25 protein-coding genes are annotated in these 18,875 nt (G+C 37.3%); 4 read left to right on the forward strand and 21 right to left on the reverse strand.

What is annotated here, in order from left to right; translation table 11 throughout:
• Nucleotides 1-25: 25 nt before the first annotated feature.
• The 21 genes from rpmC to EL076_RS09495 form a co-directional block, all read right to left on the reverse strand.
• Complete coding sequence (rpmC, locus tag EL076_RS09390; protein WP_002885754.1) at nucleotides 26-232, reverse strand: 50S ribosomal protein L29; 207 nt, start codon at nucleotides 230-232, stop codon at nucleotides 26-28.
• 9 nt (nucleotides 233-241) lie between these two features.
• On the reverse strand, nucleotides 242-655 hold the full coding sequence (gene rplP, locus EL076_RS09395; protein ID WP_000960950.1) for a 50S ribosomal protein L16: 414 nt from the start codon (nucleotides 653-655) through the stop codon (nucleotides 242-244).
• Nucleotides 656-658: 3 nt separating this feature from the next.
• Nucleotides 659-1,312, reverse strand: a complete 654-nt coding sequence (gene rpsC / locus EL076_RS09400) for a 30S ribosomal protein S3 (RefSeq protein ID WP_002885727.1) — start codon at nucleotides 1,310-1,312, stop codon at nucleotides 659-661.
• 12 nt (nucleotides 1,313-1,324) lie between these two features.
• A complete protein-coding gene (gene rplV, locus EL076_RS09405) occupies nucleotides 1,325-1,669 on the reverse strand; it encodes a 50S ribosomal protein L22 (protein ID WP_002887063.1) in 345 nt (114 codons plus the stop codon).
• Nucleotides 1,670-1,684: 15 nt separating this feature from the next.
• Complete coding sequence (gene rpsS / locus EL076_RS09410; protein ID WP_000533765.1) at nucleotides 1,685-1,963, reverse strand: 30S ribosomal protein S19; 279 nt, start codon at nucleotides 1,961-1,963, stop codon at nucleotides 1,685-1,687.
• Between the two features lie 93 nt (nucleotides 1,964-2,056).
• Nucleotides 2,057-2,890 carry a 50S ribosomal protein L2 gene (rplB, locus tag EL076_RS09415; RefSeq protein ID WP_003091907.1) on the reverse strand — a complete coding sequence of 278 codons (834 nt, stop codon included), beginning with the start codon at nucleotides 2,888-2,890 and terminating at the stop codon, nucleotides 2,057-2,059.
• Nucleotides 2,891-2,907: 17 nt separating this feature from the next.
• On the reverse strand, nucleotides 2,908-3,204 hold the full coding sequence (locus tag EL076_RS09420) for a 50S ribosomal protein L23 (protein ID WP_002887066.1): 297 nt from the start codon (nucleotides 3,202-3,204) through the stop codon (nucleotides 2,908-2,910).
• Entirely contained in the window at nucleotides 3,204-3,827 is a 624-nt protein-coding gene (gene rplD / locus EL076_RS09425; RefSeq protein ID WP_002885795.1) for a 50S ribosomal protein L4, read from the reverse strand. Before rplD ends, EL076_RS09420 begins: the two co-directional genes overlap by 1 nt.
• A 24-nt stretch (nucleotides 3,828-3,851) precedes the next feature.
• Nucleotides 3,852-4,478 (reverse strand): 50S ribosomal protein L3, encoded by a 627-nt coding sequence (gene rplC / locus EL076_RS09430; RefSeq protein WP_002885755.1) that lies wholly within the window; start codon nucleotides 4,476-4,478, stop codon nucleotides 3,852-3,854.
• A gap of 113 nt (nucleotides 4,479-4,591) precedes the next feature.
• Nucleotides 4,592-4,900 carry a 30S ribosomal protein S10 gene (gene rpsJ / locus EL076_RS09435; RefSeq protein ID WP_002885653.1) on the reverse strand — a complete coding sequence of 103 codons (309 nt, stop codon included), beginning with the start codon at nucleotides 4,898-4,900 and terminating at the stop codon, nucleotides 4,592-4,594.
• A 243-nt stretch (nucleotides 4,901-5,143) separates the two neighbouring features.
• Nucleotides 5,144-6,145 (reverse strand): Holliday junction branch migration DNA helicase RuvB, encoded by a 1,002-nt coding sequence (gene ruvB / locus EL076_RS09440; RefSeq protein ID WP_003095828.1) that lies wholly within the window; start codon nucleotides 6,143-6,145, stop codon nucleotides 5,144-5,146.
• 90 nt (nucleotides 6,146-6,235) lie between these two features.
• Nucleotides 6,236-8,059, reverse strand: coding sequence for an acyltransferase family protein (locus tag EL076_RS09445; RefSeq protein ID WP_003095826.1), 1,824 nt, complete (start codon nucleotides 8,057-8,059; stop codon nucleotides 6,236-6,238).
• A complete protein-coding gene (locus EL076_RS09450) occupies nucleotides 8,056-8,460 on the reverse strand; it encodes an MORN repeat-containing protein (RefSeq protein WP_003092069.1) in 405 nt (134 codons plus the stop codon). The genes EL076_RS09445 and EL076_RS09450 overlap by 4 nt, the downstream gene beginning before the upstream one ends.
• Complete coding sequence (locus tag EL076_RS09455; protein ID WP_037621236.1) at nucleotides 8,457-8,891, reverse strand: low molecular weight protein-tyrosine-phosphatase; 435 nt, start codon at nucleotides 8,889-8,891, stop codon at nucleotides 8,457-8,459. Before EL076_RS09455 ends, EL076_RS09450 begins: the two co-directional genes overlap by 4 nt.
• Nucleotides 8,892-9,172: 281 nt before the next feature.
• Nucleotides 9,173-10,465: an adenylosuccinate synthase gene (locus tag EL076_RS09460; RefSeq protein WP_003092081.1), complete on the reverse strand. Its 1,293-nt coding sequence runs from the start codon at nucleotides 10,463-10,465 to the stop codon at nucleotides 9,173-9,175.
• Between the two features lie 263 nt (nucleotides 10,466-10,728).
• The gene (locus EL076_RS09465) at nucleotides 10,729-11,238 is read right to left on the reverse strand and encodes a DNA topology modulation protein (RefSeq protein WP_003092030.1); all 510 of its coding nucleotides are present in this window, start codon (nucleotides 11,236-11,238) and stop codon (nucleotides 10,729-10,731) included.
• Nucleotides 11,239-11,736: 498 nt separating this feature from the next.
• Nucleotides 11,737-12,882: a low temperature requirement protein A gene (locus tag EL076_RS09470; protein ID WP_126430100.1), complete on the reverse strand. Its 1,146-nt coding sequence runs from the start codon at nucleotides 12,880-12,882 to the stop codon at nucleotides 11,737-11,739.
• 214 nt (nucleotides 12,883-13,096) lie between these two features.
• On the reverse strand, nucleotides 13,097-13,513 hold the full coding sequence (locus EL076_RS09475; protein WP_071788307.1) for a helix-turn-helix domain-containing protein: 417 nt from the start codon (nucleotides 13,511-13,513) through the stop codon (nucleotides 13,097-13,099).
• A gap of 28 nt (nucleotides 13,514-13,541) precedes the next feature.
• Nucleotides 13,542-14,147, reverse strand: coding sequence for a DUF1269 domain-containing protein (locus EL076_RS09480; RefSeq protein WP_002916827.1), 606 nt, complete (start codon nucleotides 14,145-14,147; stop codon nucleotides 13,542-13,544).
• A 686-nt stretch (nucleotides 14,148-14,833) separates the two neighbouring features.
• Nucleotides 14,834-15,349 (reverse strand): DUF308 domain-containing protein, encoded by a 516-nt coding sequence (locus tag EL076_RS09490; RefSeq protein WP_126430101.1) that lies wholly within the window; start codon nucleotides 15,347-15,349, stop codon nucleotides 14,834-14,836.
• A gap of 219 nt (nucleotides 15,350-15,568) precedes the next feature.
• The gene (locus EL076_RS09495; RefSeq protein WP_070475379.1) at nucleotides 15,569-16,081 is read right to left on the reverse strand and encodes a helix-turn-helix domain-containing protein; all 513 of its coding nucleotides are present in this window, start codon (nucleotides 16,079-16,081) and stop codon (nucleotides 15,569-15,571) included.
• A 208-nt stretch (nucleotides 16,082-16,289) separates the two neighbouring features.
• Between EL076_RS09495 and EL076_RS10520 the strand changes: the two genes are divergently transcribed.
• The 4 genes from EL076_RS10520 to EL076_RS09510 are packed head-to-tail and all read left to right on the forward strand — an operon-like array spanning nucleotide 16,290 to nucleotide 18,836.
• The gene (locus EL076_RS10520; RefSeq protein ID WP_311043116.1) at nucleotides 16,290-16,472 is read left to right on the forward strand and encodes a hypothetical protein; all 183 of its coding nucleotides are present in this window, start codon (nucleotides 16,290-16,292) and stop codon (nucleotides 16,470-16,472) included.
• Nucleotides 16,473-16,517: 45 nt separating this feature from the next.
• Nucleotides 16,518-17,495 carry a replication initiation protein gene (locus EL076_RS09500; protein ID WP_048788676.1) on the forward strand — a complete coding sequence of 326 codons (978 nt, stop codon included), beginning with the start codon at nucleotides 16,518-16,520 and terminating at the stop codon, nucleotides 17,493-17,495.
• A gap of 11 nt (nucleotides 17,496-17,506) precedes the next feature.
• Nucleotides 17,507-17,695: a DUF3173 domain-containing protein gene (locus EL076_RS09505; protein ID WP_000369785.1), complete on the forward strand. Its 189-nt coding sequence runs from the start codon at nucleotides 17,507-17,509 to the stop codon at nucleotides 17,693-17,695.
• Nucleotide 17,696: 1 nt separating this feature from the next.
• A complete protein-coding gene (locus EL076_RS09510; RefSeq protein ID WP_003091984.1) occupies nucleotides 17,697-18,836 on the forward strand; it encodes a tyrosine-type recombinase/integrase in 1,140 nt (379 codons plus the stop codon).
• Nucleotides 18,837-18,875 lie beyond the last annotated feature (39 nt).

Genomic DNA, 18,875 nt, shown 5'->3' on the forward strand with positions numbered 1-18,875 from the left:
TTAGAATTGCTCCTTTCCCAATCTATTATTTGATTTCAGATTGCACAGTTTTAACACGTGCAATTTGTTTTTTCACTTCGTTCAAACGGGCAGTTTGATCAAGTTGACCTGCTGCAGCTTGGAAACGAAGGTCGAAAAGTTCTTTCTTAAGTTCGTTTTCTTTTTTAGCAAGCTCTTCTTGAGACAAGCCACGAAGCTCAGCAACAAACTTTTTGATTTCTTCAAGTTTCATGTCTTCTCCTTATTCTGCTTCACGTTTCACGAATTTACATTTAACTGGCAATTTGTGGCTAGCAAGACGAAGCGCTTCACGTGCAACTTCTTCAGAAACACCTGCGATTTCGAACATTACTTTACCACGTTTAACTGGTGCTACCCAACCTTCAGGTGCCCCTTTACCAGAACCCATACGTACACCGATAGCTTTAGCAGTGTATGATTTGTGTGGGAAGATCTTAATCCAAACCTTACCACCACGTTTCATGTAACGAGTCATGGCAATACGAGCAGCCTCGATTTGACGGTTTGTAATCCAGTGGCTAGTTGTAGCTTGAAGACCGTATTCACCGAATGATACTTCTTTACCGCCTTTAGCCTCACCGCGCATTTTTCCACGGAATTCACGACGGTGTTTAACACGTTTAGGTACTAACATTTGTTATTTGCCTCCTTTAGTGTTTTTACGAGCTGGAAGAACTTCTCCACGGTAGATCCAAACTTTAACACCAAGTTTACCGTAAGTTGTGTCAGCTTCTTCCCAAGCGTAATCGATATCAGCGCGAAGTGTGTGAAGTGGAACTGTACCTTCTGAGTATCCTTCTGCACGGGCGATATCTGCACCGTTCAAGCGACCTGATACTTGAGTCTTGATCCCTTTAGCTCCAGCACGCATTGCACGTTGGATAGCTTGTTTTTGTGCACGACGGAAAGCAACACGTTGCTCAAGTTGACGAGCAATAGTTTCACCAACAAGGTGAGCGTCCAAATCAGGTTTTTTGATTTCAACGATGTTGATGTGAACTTGTTTTCCAGTCAATTTATTAAGTTGAGCGCGAAGAGCGTCAACGTTTGATCCACCTTTACCGATAACCATACCTGGTTTAGCAGTGTGAAGTGAAACAATAACTTTGTTTACAGCACGTTCAATTTCAATAGTTGAAACTGAAGCGTCTGCAAGTTCTTTTTGAATGAATTTGCGGATTGCCAAATCTTCGTGAAGGTAATCTGCGTATTCTTTTTCAGCATACCATTTCGCATCCCAGTCACGGATGATCCCGACACGCATACCAATTGGATGTACTTTTTGACCCACGAGTTTACCTCCTTATTTTTCTGACACAACTACTGTTACGTGAGTTGTGCGTTTGTTGATTGGTGAAGCTGAACCTTTCGCACGTGGACGGAAACGTTTCATTGTTGGTCCTTCGTTTGCGAATGTTTCAGATACTACCAAGTTAGCTTTTTCCAAACCAAAGTTGTTTTCTGCATTAGCGATAGCAGAGTTAAGTGTTTTCTCAACAATGCGAGCTGCTTTGTTTGGAGTGAATTTCAAGATTGCGATTGCATCAGCAACGTTCTTACCACGGATAAGATCAAGAACAAGACGTGTTTTACGAGGTGAAACACGCACTGTACGAGCCATTGCTTTAGCTGAAGTAATTTCTGCCATTGTGTCCTCCTCCTATTAACGACGTGTTTTCTTATCGTCAGCTGCGTGACCTTTGTAAGTACGAGTTGGTGCAAATTCACCAAGTTTGTGACCTACCATGTCTTCTTGGATGTAAACAGGAACATGTTTACGTCCATCATAAACTGCGATAGTGTATCCGATGAAACTTGGGAAAATCGTTGAACGACGTGACCAAGTTTTAATTACTTTTTTCTTTTCGTCATTTGCTTGAGCTTCAACTTTTTTCATCAAATGCTCATCGACGAAAGGTCCTTTTTTAAGACTACGTCCCATTTTGTAGTTTTCTCCTTTAAATTGAATGTACCACAGCGGCTTGCACTAAGAAGTGCTACCGAGTTGGCGGATGTTATGCGCTAAGCGACTAAATTATTTTTCGTTACGACGACGAACGATAAGTTTGTCAGATTTAGCTTTCTTGTTACGAGTTTTAAGACCAAGCGCAGGTTTACCCCATGGAGTAGATGGCGCTTTACGTCCAACTGGTGCTTTACCTTCACCACCACCGTGTGGGTGATCGTTAGGGTTCATTACAGAACCACGAACTGTTGGGCGAATACCTTTCCAGCGATTACGACCGGCTTTACCAAGGTTGATAAGTGATTGTTGTTCGTTACCTACAGTACCGATAGTTGCACGACAAGTACCAAGAATCATACGAACTTCGCCTGATTGAAGACGAACAAGTACGTATTTACCTTCTTGACCCAAAACTTGAGCAGAAGCACCAGCGGCACGGATAAGTTCAGCACCTTTACCTGGTTGAAGCTCAATGTTGTGGATAACTGTACCAACTGGGATGTTTGCAAGTGGAAGAGCGTTACCAATCTTGATATCCGCATCTGGACCCGAAACGATACGTTGACCTACTTCAAGACCTTTAGGTGCGACGATGTAAGCTTTAACCCCGTCAGTGTAGTGTACAAGAGCGATGTTTGCAGTACGGTTTGGATCATACTCAATTGTTTTAACAACTGCTTCAACGCCATCTTTGTTACGTTTGAAGTCAATCAAACGGTAGTGACGTTTGTGTCCGCCACCTTGGTGACGTACAGTGATACGACCGTTGTTGTTACGACCAGCTTTGTTCTTAAGAGAAACAAGCAATGATTTTTCAGGAGTGCTTGTAGTGATTTCTGCGAAATCCAAAGAAGTCATGTTACGACGGCCATTTGTCGTTGGTTTATAAACTTTAATACCCACGTTAATTTCTCCTTTGATTATTCAGCTTCAGCTGCAAACAACTCGATTGCTTTAGAATCAGCTGTAAGAGTGATGATAGCTTTTTTAGTTTTTGAAGTGAAACCAGTGTAACGTCCAACACGTTTTTGTTTTGGTTTAACAGTTACAGTGTTCACGCTAGCAACTTTAACACCTTCAAATGCAGCTTCAACTGCTTGTTTGATCAAGAGTTTGTGTGCACGTGTATCAACTTCGAAAGTGTATTTTCCTGCTTCAAGAGCAATCATAGATTTCTCAGTGATAACAGGTTTTTTGATTACGTCATACAAATTCATTATGCAAGAACCTCCTCGATTGATGAGATAGCTTCTTTAGTAACAAGAAGTTTATCTGCGTTTACGATGTCAAGTACACTTGCAGTTGCAGGAGTTGCAACAGTTACGTTTGCAAGGTTACGTGCTGAAAGTTCAGCAAATTTGTTTCCTTCTTCAACGATAACAAGTACTTTAGAATCGATGCTAAGAGCTGAAAGAACGTTTGCGAATTCAGCAGTTTTTGGAGCTGCAAATGAAAGAGCTTCAACTGCTACAAATTTATCTTCTGCAACTTTAGCTGAGTAAACAGATTTCAATGCAAGGCGACGAACTTTTTGTGGAAGTTTGTATCCGTAAGAACGTGGAGTTGGTCCGAAGACAACACCACCACCACGCCATTGTGGTGAGCGGATAGAACCTTGACGAGCACGTCCAGTCCCTTTTTGACGCCATGGTTTACGTCCACCACCTGATACTGCTGAACGGTTTTTAACCGCGTGAGTACCTTGGCGAAGGCTAGCACGTTGGCTGATTACGACATCAAATACTACTGATTCGTTTGGTTCGATACCGAAGATAGCGTCGTTAAGTTCAACTGTACTAACTTCTTTACCAGTTTGGTCAAATAGTTTTACGTTTGCCATTTTTAACTGATTTCTCCTTTCTTATTATTTAGCAGCTTTAACTGCTGATTTGATAGTGATAAGAGATTTCTTAGCACCTGGTACGTTACCTTTGATAAGGATAACGTTTTTCTCTGGGATAACTTGTACAACTTCAAGGTTTTGAATTGTCACACGGTTGCCACCCATACGTCCTGCCAAGTGTTTGTTTTTGAAAACACGGTTAGGCGCAACAGGTCCCATTGAACCTGGACGACGGTGGTAACGAGAACCGTGAGCCATAGGTCCGCGTGATTGACCATGGCGTTTAATAACACCTTGGAAACCTTTACCTTTTGAAGTACCAGTTACGTCAACAACATCTCCAGCTTCGAATGTGTCAACAGTGATTTCTGATCCAACTTCCAAGCCTTCAATGTTTTTGAATTCACGAATGAAGCGCTTAGGAGCTGTGTTAGCTTTCGCTACGTGGCCTTTGGCAGGTTTGTTGCTCAATACTTCACGTTTGTCGTCAAAACCAACTTGAACTGCTTCGTAACCGTCTGTTTCAACAGTTTTAACTTGAAGCACAACGTTTGGAGTAGCTTCGATGACAGTAACAGGGATAAATTCACCTGCTTCAGTGAAGATTTGAGTCATTCCCACTTTTTTCCCTAAGATTCCTTTTGTCATGAGAAAATATTTCCTTTACTTTAATGTATTTCAAAAAGTTTTTTATGAGCGTTTTTTATGCTCAAAAAAGTTTTTAACGAGCGTTTTTTATGCTCAATGAATCAATCTTTAAATTAAAGTTTGATTTCGACGTTCACACCACTTGGAAGATCAAGTTTCATCAAAGCGTCAACTGTTTTTTGAGTTGGGTTGATGATGTCGATGAGACGTTTGTGTGTACGCATTTCAAATTGTTCGCGAGAATCTTTATATTTGTGAGTCGCACGAATAATTGTGTAGAGACTACGTTCAGTTGGAAGTGGAACTGGTCCAGCAACTGTCGCACCAGTGCGAGTTGCAGTTTCTACGATTTTTTCAGCCGCTGTATCAAGTGTACGGTGTTCGTAAGCTTTCAAACGGATACGAATTTTTTTGTTTGCCATTTTTTCTCCTCTTTCGTCTATTTAAGATAATAGGCTAGCTCCTCAAGAAAACCAACACGGATTGCGTGGCAGTGCAACCAGGCGTGTCGCAACCTCTTGTATCATAGCTAAGCGCTGTATTTACAGCACCATAATATAATAACAAAAGACCCCACTCATTGCAAGGTTTTTTTAAAAATTTTTTCCTTTTTCTTTATTTTCTTTTTTGAGTAAACAAAAAATCCACCTTAGATGGATTTTTTATCAACTTTCTTGAGTGTAGTCGTACCCCATGTGTTCATAGGCTTTAACCGTTGCGACACGTCCTGTTCGTGTACGCATAATGAAACCTTTTTGGATTAGATAAGGTTCGTACATATCTTCTACTGTTTCTCGCTCTTCAGCAATATTAACTGATAAAGTACCTAAGCCAACGGGCCCTCCCCCATATATCTCAATCATAGTTCGGAGGATTTTTTGGTCAACGTAGTCTAACCCTTCATGATCTACATCAAGCATAGTCAATGCCTTATCTGCAATCTTATCGTCAATGATACCATCACCCATGATTTGAGCATAGTCTCGCACGCGCTTAAGTAGGCGGTTAGCAATACGTGGTGTTCCGCGACTACGACGCGCTAATTCCAACGCTGCCTCTGGTGTTATTGTCATTTCAAAGATTTCCGAAGTACGTTCTACAATCTCTGTCAAATCAGGTAACTCATAATATTCCATATGACCATTAATCCCAAAGCGAGCTCTCAAAGGATTTGACAACATACCTGCTCGTGTGGTCGCACCAACCAAAGTGAAGGGAGGCAGGTCTAGGTGAACACTACGACTTGTTTCACCTGCTCCAATCATGATATCGATATAGTAATCTTCCATAGCACTATAAAGAACTTCTTCCACTGCCATAGGCATACGATGGATCTCATCAATAAATAAGATGTCCCCCGGCTCCAAGTCATTAAGTATGGCAACTAAATCACCAGCCTTTTCAATTGCCGGCCCAGACGTTTGCTTCAAATTCACTCCCATCTCATTGGCTATTACAAACGCCATAGTCGTTTTACCCAAACCAGGTGGGCCAAACAAAAGGGTATGGTCTAGAGCCTCATCACGGAGTTTAGCTGCTTCTATAAAAATTTTTAATTGGTCCTTAACCTTATCTTGACCAATATATTCCTTAAAGTACTGAGGGCGAAGGGTACGTTCAACGTACTCTTCATCTCCTAGTAAGTCATTATCCAATATTCTTGCCATAGGCTTATTTTAGCACAAAACAAAAAACTGAGTCAAAATTTGTTCACAAAAAGAGAAGACAACCCTTGCCTTCTCTTTTTATTATTTGGATTATTTTTTACCACCTTTAACAGGTTTCTTATTTGCTTTCGCGATAGCCTCTTTGATTGTATTAGTATATAATTTAGCACCACGGTTAATAGAGTCACTATCAGAGCCAAAGTGAACCCCATCTGTACCATTCCAAATAGAAATATTTTCTTTAGCAATTTGATACCAATCAGCAACCGTCACAAAGTCATATTTCTTAGCCATCTCTAACTCATACTTACGTAACTGAACTAAAGATGCAGCTTCATTTCCAGACTTACTACCATTGTATGGTGTCACAAAGATAATACGGTGACCCTTAGGTAAATTCTTGATGATTTTATTAATAACACCTTTGTAATCATCAATCTCATTAACACCACCAGCAATAACAACATCCTTGGCAAGAGCGTTACTATCCGCATAATCTTTAAGTAAGTCATTGATTGTTGATAGATTACGGCTTACTACTGCATCTATAGCGACATTATCAATACTTGATTCAATCTGATCTTTCGACCTAAGAGCAACAGAGTCCCCTAGAATTGTCACTCCTTTATTCACACCAAATGAAGTAGCCTGACTGTTCTCCGCATTGGTACGCGTCAATTTCATCTTAGTTTGAGCTTGTGACAATCCGTTAGCTTCCAAGTCTTTCTCAAAGTTCCCAACAGCTGGTGCAAAGAGAGAAATGAGCACTGTAATTAAGGTGAGTCCACTGAAGACATAGAGCACAATATGTCGGTAAGGTGTCAAGTCCAAATCTATTCCAAAGATACTTGCCTTTCTTCCTGCAATAAATGGCTCTATTATATAGTAGGAAAGTGTTGCAAAAACAATTGACAGAATCGTTGTAAGAATGACTGCAATAATATTATTGGTCAATTGACTAAAGATAATATATAGCGGCCAATGGAACAAATAGACGCTGTAGCTGATTTCCGCTAAATAACTAATAACCGCAGGCTCTGATTTACCAGGTAACTTCTCATGGAGAATACGTGCAGAGTAAATCATGACAGCCGTAAACAAACTAGCCAAAACAAACCCAAATAGATAGGTAATACGTTCTTCAAAATGAAGGACTAAGCCCAACAATAAGAGCAGAGCAAAGCTACCAACCATATAAAGGACCGTCTTTTTAAGTTCCCATAGGCGAACATTTTTCTTAAACCTAGCAGTCGTCTCATGTACACCTGAAAGCGTCGCAAAAAGCGAACCTAAAAAGAAAGGATAAGCATGCGTAATTGAAGAAAAATACAAGCGAGAAAAACCATCAACAAAGAAAGCACTAACAAACATTGAGAGGAAACTTACCGTAAAGCAGGTAAGAGATACCATGAAAACTAGACCTCTAAATTGATTTTGATGCTTAACACGCTTTGCTAGGAACCAAAGTAAGGCACCCCAAAGAATATAATAATGAACCTCAATAGCTAGACTCCATGTGTGGAGGTAGATATGCTGGTTAAACTGATTCTCATAATTCCCACCAGTTAAAATTTCATAATAGTTAGTTACAAAACCAATAACAGAGGTAATCTGACGCCCGACGCCTGCAATAAAATCATTTCGAACCAAGAGTGCTAAAGGGGTACAGATAAGCACCATCAGTACAAGTGGTGGTACTATACGGTAAAAGCGTCGTCGCATAAAACCAAGATAATCAATGCGCTGCGTCCTAGCCACCTCATCAATCAAAAGTGACGTAATCAGATAGCCTGAAAAGGTAAAGAAAACATCAACACCAATGAATCCCCCAGGGAGAATGCTTGGGAAGAAATGATAGACAAGAACCAAAAAAAGCCCTGTCACACGAATATAAGAAAACCAGTTAATTCTCATCCTTTAAAAATCCCCTGTTTAAATTTTCCTTTGTAGATAGCCTTATTTTCAGTAGTCAATTTTCCTTGCCCATCTGCTTGACCAGATTTGAACTCACCTTCATAAGTCCAACCTTCGTGAGATTTAAAAGTTCCTTTACCATTAAAGGAACCATTTTTAAATCCACCCGTATAGGTATCACCATTATCATAAGTCAGAGTTCCTTGGCCGTTTAAACGATGGTTCTGCATCTGGCCTTTATAGGTAATTTTAGTCCCATCAATTTTAATAGAATGTTGCGTTTTTATAGTCACCAACAACAAGGACAGAGCACATAAAATAATAATCCCTACCGTGATACGCTCAAATCGATTACGATCAATATTTTTAAAATCAAAATTCTTTAGCTGTTTAAAATTCATTGTCTATCCTTAATCCACTGTAACCAGTCTTGGCAACCTGCAGTTACCAAATTGTATGTTTCTTCAAAATCACCTGTGTACCATGGGTCCGGAACCCCGCCGGGTCTAAAGAGCTTAATTTTATCGTCATAACGACCCGCAGATACTTGTAGAAGATCCTCAACATTTGACTCATCCATCCCCAAAATCAGATCAAAGAATTCAAAATCTGACCGACTTATCTGTTGTGAACTTTTGGAAGAATCAAAAGAAACTGCATATTGCCTTAAAATCTTTTGGGTTCCTTGGTGAACTGGATTTCCATGTTCCCAAGAAGAAGTTGCACGACTTTCGATATGCAAAGACCCATCCTGGTCAAGCGCTTTCATTACAAACTCCGCCATAGGGCTTCGACAAATATTTCCCAGACAAACAAACACAACCTTATTCATTACTCACCTCTTATCCAAAGCTCTTAGAAAATCTGCTCACTTATTCTCTTTGTTACAATTGTGAACATACTCCTAAATTATGAAAGTAGGTTCTCATTAATTTTCATTTAATCAAACCATATTATACCGAAAAACTAATTAAATAGAAAGACTTCTTTCCTAATACTATCGAAAAATTGACACGCGTTTTTTTCTAACAGTTATCAAGTCATATATGGCCTTATTCTGTTTACTGACTAAAGAAAAAAGAACCTAGTTTTCTAGATTCTTTGTCTTCATTATTAGATATTTGACCAAACACTCTCAAGAATGTTTGTTTGTTCACGTCCAGGTCCTACAGAGAAGGTAGAGATACGTACACCGACCAACTCACCAACACGACGAACATAATTACGGGCATTTTCAGGAAGCTCATCTAAACTACGGCAACCTGTAATATCCTCTTCCCAACCTGGCAATTCTTCATAAATTGGTTTACAACGTTTCAATTGCTCAAGGCTAGCTGGATAGTAATCAATGCGCTCACCATCAAGATCGTAGGCTACACAAATTTTCACAGTATCAAAACCTGAAAGAACGTCGATACAGTTCAAGCTAAGGTTTGTAATCCCTGATACACGACGGCTATGACGCATTACTACTGAGTCAAACCATCCTACACGACGTGGACGTCCAGTTGTTGTTCCATATTCATGACCAACTTCACGGATACGTTCACCCACTTCATCAAATAACTCAGTTGGGAAAGGACCATCACCAACACGACTCGTATAGGCCTTACATACACCCACAACCTTATTAATTTTAGAAGGTCCAACACCAGAACCAATTGTAACACCACCCGCAACTGGGTTTGATGACGTTACAAATGGGTAAGTACCTTGGTCAATATCAAGCATAACTCCTTGAGCCCCTTCAAAGAGGACACGTTTACCGGCATCAAGAGCATCATTCAAGATAACAGATGTATCTGTGACGTATTGTTTTATTTGTTGTCCGTAAGCGTAGTATTCTTCGAAAATCTCATCGAATGATAACTCTTCAGACTCATACATCTTACTGAAAAGACGATTTTTCTCAGCCAAGTTTGTCTTCAAGCGACTAGCAAAGATTTCTTTGTCCAAAAGATCGGCAATACGGATACCTACACGCGCAGCCTTATCCATATAGGCAGGACCAATACCTTTGTTAGTTGTACCAATCTTATTATCACCTTTAGCAGCTTCTTGCAGTTGATCAAGTTTAATGTGGTACGGCAAGATAACGTGCGCACGGTCAGAAATACGAAGGCTCTCTGTTGACACACCTTCGGCATGAAGATATTCCAACTCTTTGACAAGTGATTTAGGATTGACCACTACACCGTTCCCGATAACAGAGATTTTCTCTGGGAAGAAAATACCTGATGGAATCAAGTGCAATTTAAATTTCTTACCATCGATAACAATCGTGTGACCTGCATTGTCTCCACCTTGATAACGTGCGATCACTTCGGCATCTTGACTTAGGAAATCTGTAATTTTCCCTTTACCTTCATCACCCCACTGGGTACCCACAACAACTACTGATGTCATATTATTTTGATAACGGACAGCTCCATCTTTTCGAGACTGCCTCCACCTTTCTTGAAAAACTTCACGGTGGGAATTTCACCCACAAGTTTTGCGTTACATTTTATTATATCAGAAAAGAGACTAATTGTTCAACGATGAAAGCGTTTATATCAAAATATTCTGACAGTTACAACCAAGATTGCAACTAATTTTTTACTATATATTTTTAATCTCACATCTTATGTAGAGCTACCAACTATTTTATGACTAAATTATTATAGCAGTTATTTAACCTTCTTCATAATATAATCGTTTAACTGCTTTTGATTCTTTAAAACTATTGTTTTGTCAGGATACTTTTTTACAGCAACTTTAAATTTCGTTACATTCTTTTGTGAATGTCCATCTAATAGAATCCATTTCACAAATTCGAAATCGAATTTTTCATTGCAATTTTCCGCCATGCTAGGACGCGTCCGCCCCTTGTATTTTAAATATCTCCTAAAAGCCCGATAGAGACAATTAACTCTATTAAAGTTGAAATATATAATACAGTCAGCTTCTCTCATACGCTCTTCATAAAGACAGGCCGAGTAATTCCCTTCAATAATCCAATCCTTTTGTAACATAAATTTTGAAATATCATCAGTCATTTCATTAACTGTCCGCTCTTTCCAGTTTGATGTGAAATGAATTTTATCTAAATGAAGCACCTCACAATTGTAGTGTTGACCTAGAAAACTTGCCAAAGTCGACTTTCCAGAACTACTATAGCCAATGATTGCAATTTTCAACTCATGTCTCCTTTTTCAATTCTGTTTCTTGACTATTATCATAACACAAAGCATATATTTAGAAGAAATTATCATTGGGAACAACTCTCGTTTAGACAAACAAGCACGTAAAGTTCTGTTTAAAGTGAGTTCTTTCTTAGAAAAATAAAAAAGAGACCTACAATCAAGTCTCTTTTCGATATTAAGCTGCCCCCTACATGGATTTGTAAGAACTTTTCATATTGAAAATAAACAAAAATGTTGAAATATAGCTGATTTTAGGGAAATACTTTTAGGTGTTTTCAATGTCAGGATTTAAAAATGGGGCAAAAGTGGGGCAAAAACGAATGACTCGTATTTGGTTTGAAAACCTATAATACCTAATGATTATGCTATTCTAGATATATAGTTTTGTTATAAATAAATGTCAGTGCGAGATCAAATTGGAGGATAAAATGGAAAAACAAATTAATGAAAAAAAAGCCTTGGTTCCCAAAGCTTTTTAATCTTATAAACTCATTAAAACAACTCCCAGTAAGGTGTGGAATGTTTTTTAGTCTGTGTCATATAAAAATAAATAGAATGAATAGCTATAGCTAGAGCTAAAATGGTTGTAATACTTACTACTATTATAGGATTAGAAGCAAAGATTAAAGAGAGAATCAAGGCAGCCAGATAGAGTGTCGCTTGGACACAGTAGTAACTTTTCGAATAGCGAAGATAGTGTTTGTTATAGGGCCCATTTACTAGGACAGCAGCTTGAAAGAGGCCAAATCCGATATAAGAGAAGCTGGTTGCAAAGAGACGATTAGCTTCAGGATTCAGAAGAAAACTCATCGATACAGTCATCATCATAAGCCCAATGAAAATAGGATAGTGACTGTAAATTAGAAATAGCCCCTTTTGATTAGATTTTTCATCAATAGCATGGTCGAATTGACCAAAATAAAACAAGAACAGAGAAATCATAATAATGAAATAAAGAACCGAATAAATCGAGAAATTCTCGATTGTAAAGAAGTTAGCTAGCTCCATAATCATCTCTCCAAACGTAATAATGACAAGAAGGGAGATGCGCTCGATTAAATGGGGGAGATTTACCTGGTAATGCTTATCTTTACTAAGCAAGATAATTGGCGTAATAAATGTTAGCAGAATACTAGCATAAAGGATATAGACTCCAATGTAAATAGGAAGAAGAGCTGCTAGATAGATTTCTAAACTTCGTAGACCTGTTATCCATAGAAAACCTTTGATACTTTCCCTATGAACATTATCGGTTGATTTTTTAAAAAACTCAACCAAATATTGAAAAAATAAGGTAAGGGTTAATGTACCAATAGCCCAACAGACATAATGAAAATATTGTTGCCAATCAGGTCCAATCATATTGGCTATAAAGAGTAAAAGTCCCATTTTGATAAACATGATTACCATGTTAAATAAAGAGTTCTTTCCATAGCGATTGGTATAATCGGTTTGAATCATCCAGGAATCGATGAGAACCAAAATAGCAATGAAAAAATCAAGGAAAGAATTCCAAGTCAAAATACCGTTATGAAGATGGTCGATTAAAGTAGTTACTTTTGAAATTGCAAAAACAAAAACTAAGTCATAAAAAAGTTCTGAAAATTCTACACGTTTATGCTTAATAAGAGTTGCCATCTTAAGACCTTTCTATTCTAGAAGTACAATTTATTATAACAGAAAATGGTAATGAGAGAAAAGGAGATGCTTAAATAACTTCATGTGACGCGAATTGTCAAAACCTTGGAGCACATTTACCTCATGTACCAACTCACAGGCAGAGTGTTTGATGATTGATAATGAAGAATAAGATTTTACAATAGAAAAGCGAGGATATCCTCGCTTTTTTTATTTAATCTAATAGCTCCTTATTTTCAATTAAGAGCTCTAGTGGAGATTTATCTCTTGCTTCAATAAAACCAGGTTCATATTGGGTATGAAGTGTTCTTTTCTGAGAAGTTGGATCAATATACAACTCTTTTCCATCTTCTGTGTATAGTTGGTTGCCTCTTGTTAGGTAAAGTAAATCCTCTAAGTACTGTCCATCAGTATGTAGGAAATGCTCGATGTATTTGACAGCTTTTAAGATTTCACTTACTTTATCAGAGTATTCATTAGATTCAAGAACACTCTTTTCTAACTCAATCTCTTTACTCGTTCCAAAGAGTTGGGTTGGAGTTGCATTAAAATATTCTGCTATCTTATCCAAATTTGCAAAGGTAGGATAGCTTTTTTGTTTTTCGTAATCAGAGATGGACTGTTTACCGATTCCTAATTACCTCAGTCTCTTCAGTCTGTTAATTTTTTTTCGAAAATTTCTCTTTAATATTAGCTTTCAATTTATCAAATTTTTCACGACGAGCTTCTTTTTTATCCGCAATTAAGCGAGCTTTAGCTTGATGCTCTAAATCTTCTTGAATTTTGAGAGCTGACTCTATTTCTGCCGCAACAGTAGCGACATCCCACCTAGCAATGTGAACCTGATACTTTTCAAAAATAGAATTTAAAACAGATTCATCATTTTCTTGTACAAGTGCAATAATAGCTACTTCGCCATTTGTCAACTTATTACTAACGGTTGTAATTAATACCGAATTGGCCAATTCTTTGTCTGAACCAACGGAGGCGCCAATTGCTCCACCAGCAGCAAAACCAAAGAGAACACCTAGTGGTCCACCTAAAATTCCGATTAAACTACCAATTAATCCGCCTTCGAAATAATCATCTCCTAGGGAATCCATCAAATCAAAGCTATCTTTGACGTTAACAACACCATTTTCAGCTTTTACAATTGAAGCCTGAGCTAATTTTGTATTTTCAGTTTGACCAAACTGTTTTAATTCTGAAAAGGCCTGAAAGGCTTCACTTTCAATATCAAAAATTGAGACAACAACATTTTCCATGGGCTTACACTCCTTTATTACTTTATAGAGATAGAATAAAATCTCCTATATTTAGTAGTACAAAATACTGCTACACAAGGTGAATTATAGCATACAATAATCTTTTATGTAATATACAATATTTTACAAAGAGATTGAGGTTTTATTACAAAACTTATATTCTATAAATTAGACAACTTTAAAATTTTGATTAAAAAAAGATTTGGATAGAGCTGTTGGTAGACTTAGGAAATTTTAAGAACATGCATTAGTTAAACTCAAAATACAAGAAAAGCCTAAAAAGACTATACTGTAAGTGACAAAACAAAACAGGAGGATAGTCCAAATGAGCCACTTACATTAGTCCTGTGAAATACAGAACTAAATCCTTCACTTAAATTACTTGTCTAACTTTTTGGGGTCAGTACAAACAGTGCTTTTTTTGTTGAAATCGCAAAGAATCTAAGCTTTCTTTTTGCAGATAACATTCGCTCTTTTATTTTCGGTATGATTGAGTCGATGCCCCGTTCTCGACCGGTTATTATTGCAACTTATCGAATGCTAGAGCACTATGCCATCACTTTTTGGAAGAATACTTGGAGCAATTCTACGCAGAATGGAATGCGAAAAAGTGATAATTAAAGAGACGAAAAAGCTGAGAATATGATTTCCCAGCTTTTTTGAATGCGATAGAAATAGCAACTAGACTATTTACGAAAGGCCTCAATAATGTAGGTGAAGCCAGTAACTAAAAATGCAAAGGCAATGACATAAACGACAAAGACACCTGTAGCCACTGGATTGAACAGAATCACTAGACCTAGTAAAAATGCAAGCAAGGCTACCCACGTGATATTGCTACCAATAATAGGGAAAATCAATCCTAGACGATTGCCTTTAAAGAAAGCAATAATGGCTTCTACAATTAACCAAATTCCTACAATGGTCGGAATGACGACCGGCAGAGTCACAAAGCCATAAGCAACGAGGTAAAGAGCTAAGAGAAGACTAACAAACCCTTGGAAAAGATAAACAGGTGAGCGAAGCTCTTTTGGTGCAGAGAAATAGCCTAAAATAGCTGCTATAGAAGAAACCAGTAAACCAAATGCAATCCACCAGCTGTAAGCAACAAGATTAGCTACTGGGTTTGTAAATAGGAAAAGTCCTAAAAGGACAAAAACAACTCCTGCAAGGAATAGCAGTAAACGATTAGAAAATTTCATTTCAATACCCCCTATATAGTATAGTTTGATTACAAAAGTATTGTATCTCTTTTGATAGGAAACATCAATAAAATAAATAAACAATTTGGAAGTTTCAGTCTGACTTAAAAAAAGAAAAGGAGTTTTCACTCCTTTTCACAGATTGAAGACAAAGTCCTTATAAAAGTGTCTTCTAAAGATTTTAACTTCAATCTGAAGCGAGGTTATCCTCGCTTTTTTCTATTTATCAAACAATTCCTTATTTTCAATCAAGAGTTCTAGTGGAGATTTTTCTCTTGCTACAATAAAACCAGGTTCATATTGAGTATGAAATGTTCTTTTCTGAGAAGTTGGATCAATATACAACTCATCTCCATCTTCTGTGTATAGTTGGTTGCCTTTTGTTAGATAAAGTAAATCCTCTAAGTGCTGTCCATCAGTATGTAGGAAATGTTCGATGTATTTGACAGCTTTTAAAATTTCACTTACTTTATCAGAGTATTCATTCGATTCAAGAACACTCTTTTCTAATTCAATCTCTTTACTAGTTCCAAATAGTTGGGTTGGAGTTGCATCAAAATATTCTGCTATCTTATCTAAATTTGCAAAGGTAGGATAGCTTTTTTGTTTTTCGTAGTCAGAGACGGACTGTTTACCGATTCCTAAATCTTCTGCAAGTTGAGTTTGACTTACTCCTTTTTCTATGCGTAGTCGTGCCAAATTGGGTCCAAAATTTTGAATAATAAAGGTCATGATAAACTCCTGTGTTTTATTTTTAACTTATTCTATCACCTATAAACTTACAAATCAAGTTTTTAGTTGACTACCCAAAATAATTTTTATAAAATATATTTATAACTTGTAAATAAGTTATAAATGATACAAAATAGTTCATAAGTTTAGGAATAGTGAGTGAGGAGGAAGTTGAGGACGAGACTATGACTTATGACTATTCGAAGCCTTGGTGCTAGAAATTGTGTGGACAAGGGCAAAGGACGAGCCTGACGGGAAGTCAGGCGAAGTCCCGAAGACTGCCGTCCAGACAATTTCTAGCCAAGCAAAAGCTGGCTATTCTAACAGCCAGCAAAAAGGGACACTTAGGACAACGTCCAAAGAACGACGGAACGAGCAAACGTTGATTTGACAGTGTTTCTGAGACCTAAAAAATCTAAAAGAAGGGAGGACAATTTTGTTGGTTTCTATACAAGATTTAAGAAGCATTCAAGAACGATGTGAAATAGGAGAATTAGTACAGAGGTTAGATGTCAGTATTGATAGATTAACGGTTATCTGGGATACAGACACTGGTTCCCTAAGACGAATTTTCAAAAATCTGAAACAGGCAATAAGTACAAAAGTTGACTCATTTGAAATATATGATAATGTTCGAGATGATGTCTTTACTTTAGCTAAAGTTTTTAATGAGTATGATTCGATCAATATTATATTTTTTCAATTATCCACTTATGGAGGTGAACAATTAATTCGAATTGATTTCAATCCTAATACTTTAAAAGAATTTGATGGAATGAAAGTATGGAGGCAATTAATGTATTTTGCCAGATTGAATTCATTGATGGTACGTTTGTCTCGTTTTGATTTAGCATTTGACATTTTCAACAGGCCTGATATCGTTAATTTGCAACATATTAAAGGTGGTGTTACCCATAAGGTCTTCTATGGTCGAGGGGGCGAATTAGAGACGAAATATTGGGGTTCTAACGGTAGTAATGTACAAGTTAGGTTATATGATAAGAATAAAGAAATCATTGCTCACAAGCGCGAAGAGAAGCTAGATTTGGCTGTAAATCCGTTTTGGTGGAGACTGGAGTTCCAACTCAGAACCAAAGCGATTGGTGAGGAGATGGTCCAAGATATTATGAATCGACTTGATAATTTCGGATTTTATAAGCTAGAACATATTCGAGTAGAGCAAAGAGCATTTACAATTATCTTTCTCAACAATCCTGAACTGTTATCATTGGCTTTTCCAAATTTAAAATCAGACAGCATCAAAAAGAAAAAAACAAGAGTCCGCAAACTATTGAGAGAAGAAACGAACCAATTTGCGGAAGAATTAAAAGAAGTATTAATACAGAATCTCCCTAAATTAAATACAGAATTACAACTACTTGTAGGTGAGTTTCTGAATTTAGAAAATAAATAAGGAGGATAACTATGGACAATAATTTAATTAGTAACAAAGAATTAATTGAAATGGGCTATCGCCCTCATACAGCGAATGATATCATTCATCAGGCAAGAGAATTACTTGTATCACGAGGCTATACATTTTATAATCGCAAACGTTTGATGGTTGTTCCAAAAAGTGTTGTAAATGAGATTCTAGGAACAGAGGTGGCGTAATATGGCAAGTGTTCGTTATCGAAAGCGAGGAGATAGCAACTTATGGACCTATGAAATTCGTAACGAAGGAAAGACTGTTGCTCATAATAGCGGTTTTAAAACAAAAAAGCTTGCAGAGTCAGAAGCTGAACCGATTCTGCAAGAACTTCGTTTAGGGAAAAGAATTTCTAGAGATATTTCTCTTGTAGATCTATATCAAGAATGGCTTGAACTAAAAATTCTACCGAGTAGCAGGTCGGAAGAGACAAAGAAAAAATATCTTCTCCGTAAAAACACAATTGAAAGATTATTTGGAAATAAAAAAGTCACTCAAATTCGTGCGAGTGAATACCAAAGAATAATGAATAAGTATGGGCAAACAGTTGGTAGAAATTTTCTTGGTAGATTGAATACTGGAATCCATCAGAGCATCCAAATGGCAATTGCCGACAAAGTTCTAATAGATGATTTTACACAACATGTCGAGTTATTTTCATCCAAAGAACAACAGATGACCGAAGAGAAATATTTGCATACAGAAAAGGACTATCTGGATTTACTTTTAGCAGTAAAGAGAAAATTTGATTACCAACGATCAATTGTTCCTTATATCGTCTATTTTCTATTAAAAACAGGGATGAGGTTTGGAGAGTTAATAGCGTTAACTTGGAATGAAGTTGACTTTGACAGAGGACTGTTAAAAACATATAGAAGGTTTAATACCCTTTCTCATAAATTTGTCCCTCCAAAAAACAAAACGTCTATTCGTATGGTACCGATAGACGAAGAATGTATTAAGATATTACAAGTCCTAAAAATTGAACAAGAGAAGGCTAATAAAGAGCTAGGTATCAAGAACAGGTATAAAATGATTTTTCAGCATTATGGATATATTCATATGGTACCAGATATTGCTAGTGTCAATAAAGCTTTGAGTGTTCTTTTAAATGAATTAGATATTTATCCAATTATCACGACAAAAGGAGCACGTCATACCTATGGAAGTTACCTCTGGCACAAAGGATTTGACCTTGGGGTTATTGCAAAAATTCTAGGGCATAGAGATATTTCAATGTTAGTAGAAGTATATGGACACACTTTAGAGGAGAAAATTTTTGAGGAATTTAATCAAATCAAAGATGTCTGGAAAGATTGCTCATAAAAAAATATGAGGCAAATGATGGGGCAAATCAGTTATAGA

Source organism: Streptococcus vestibularis, from assembly GCF_900636445.1.
In the GTDB taxonomy this organism is placed as follows: Bacteria; Bacillota; Bacilli; order Lactobacillales; family Streptococcaceae; genus Streptococcus; species Streptococcus vestibularis.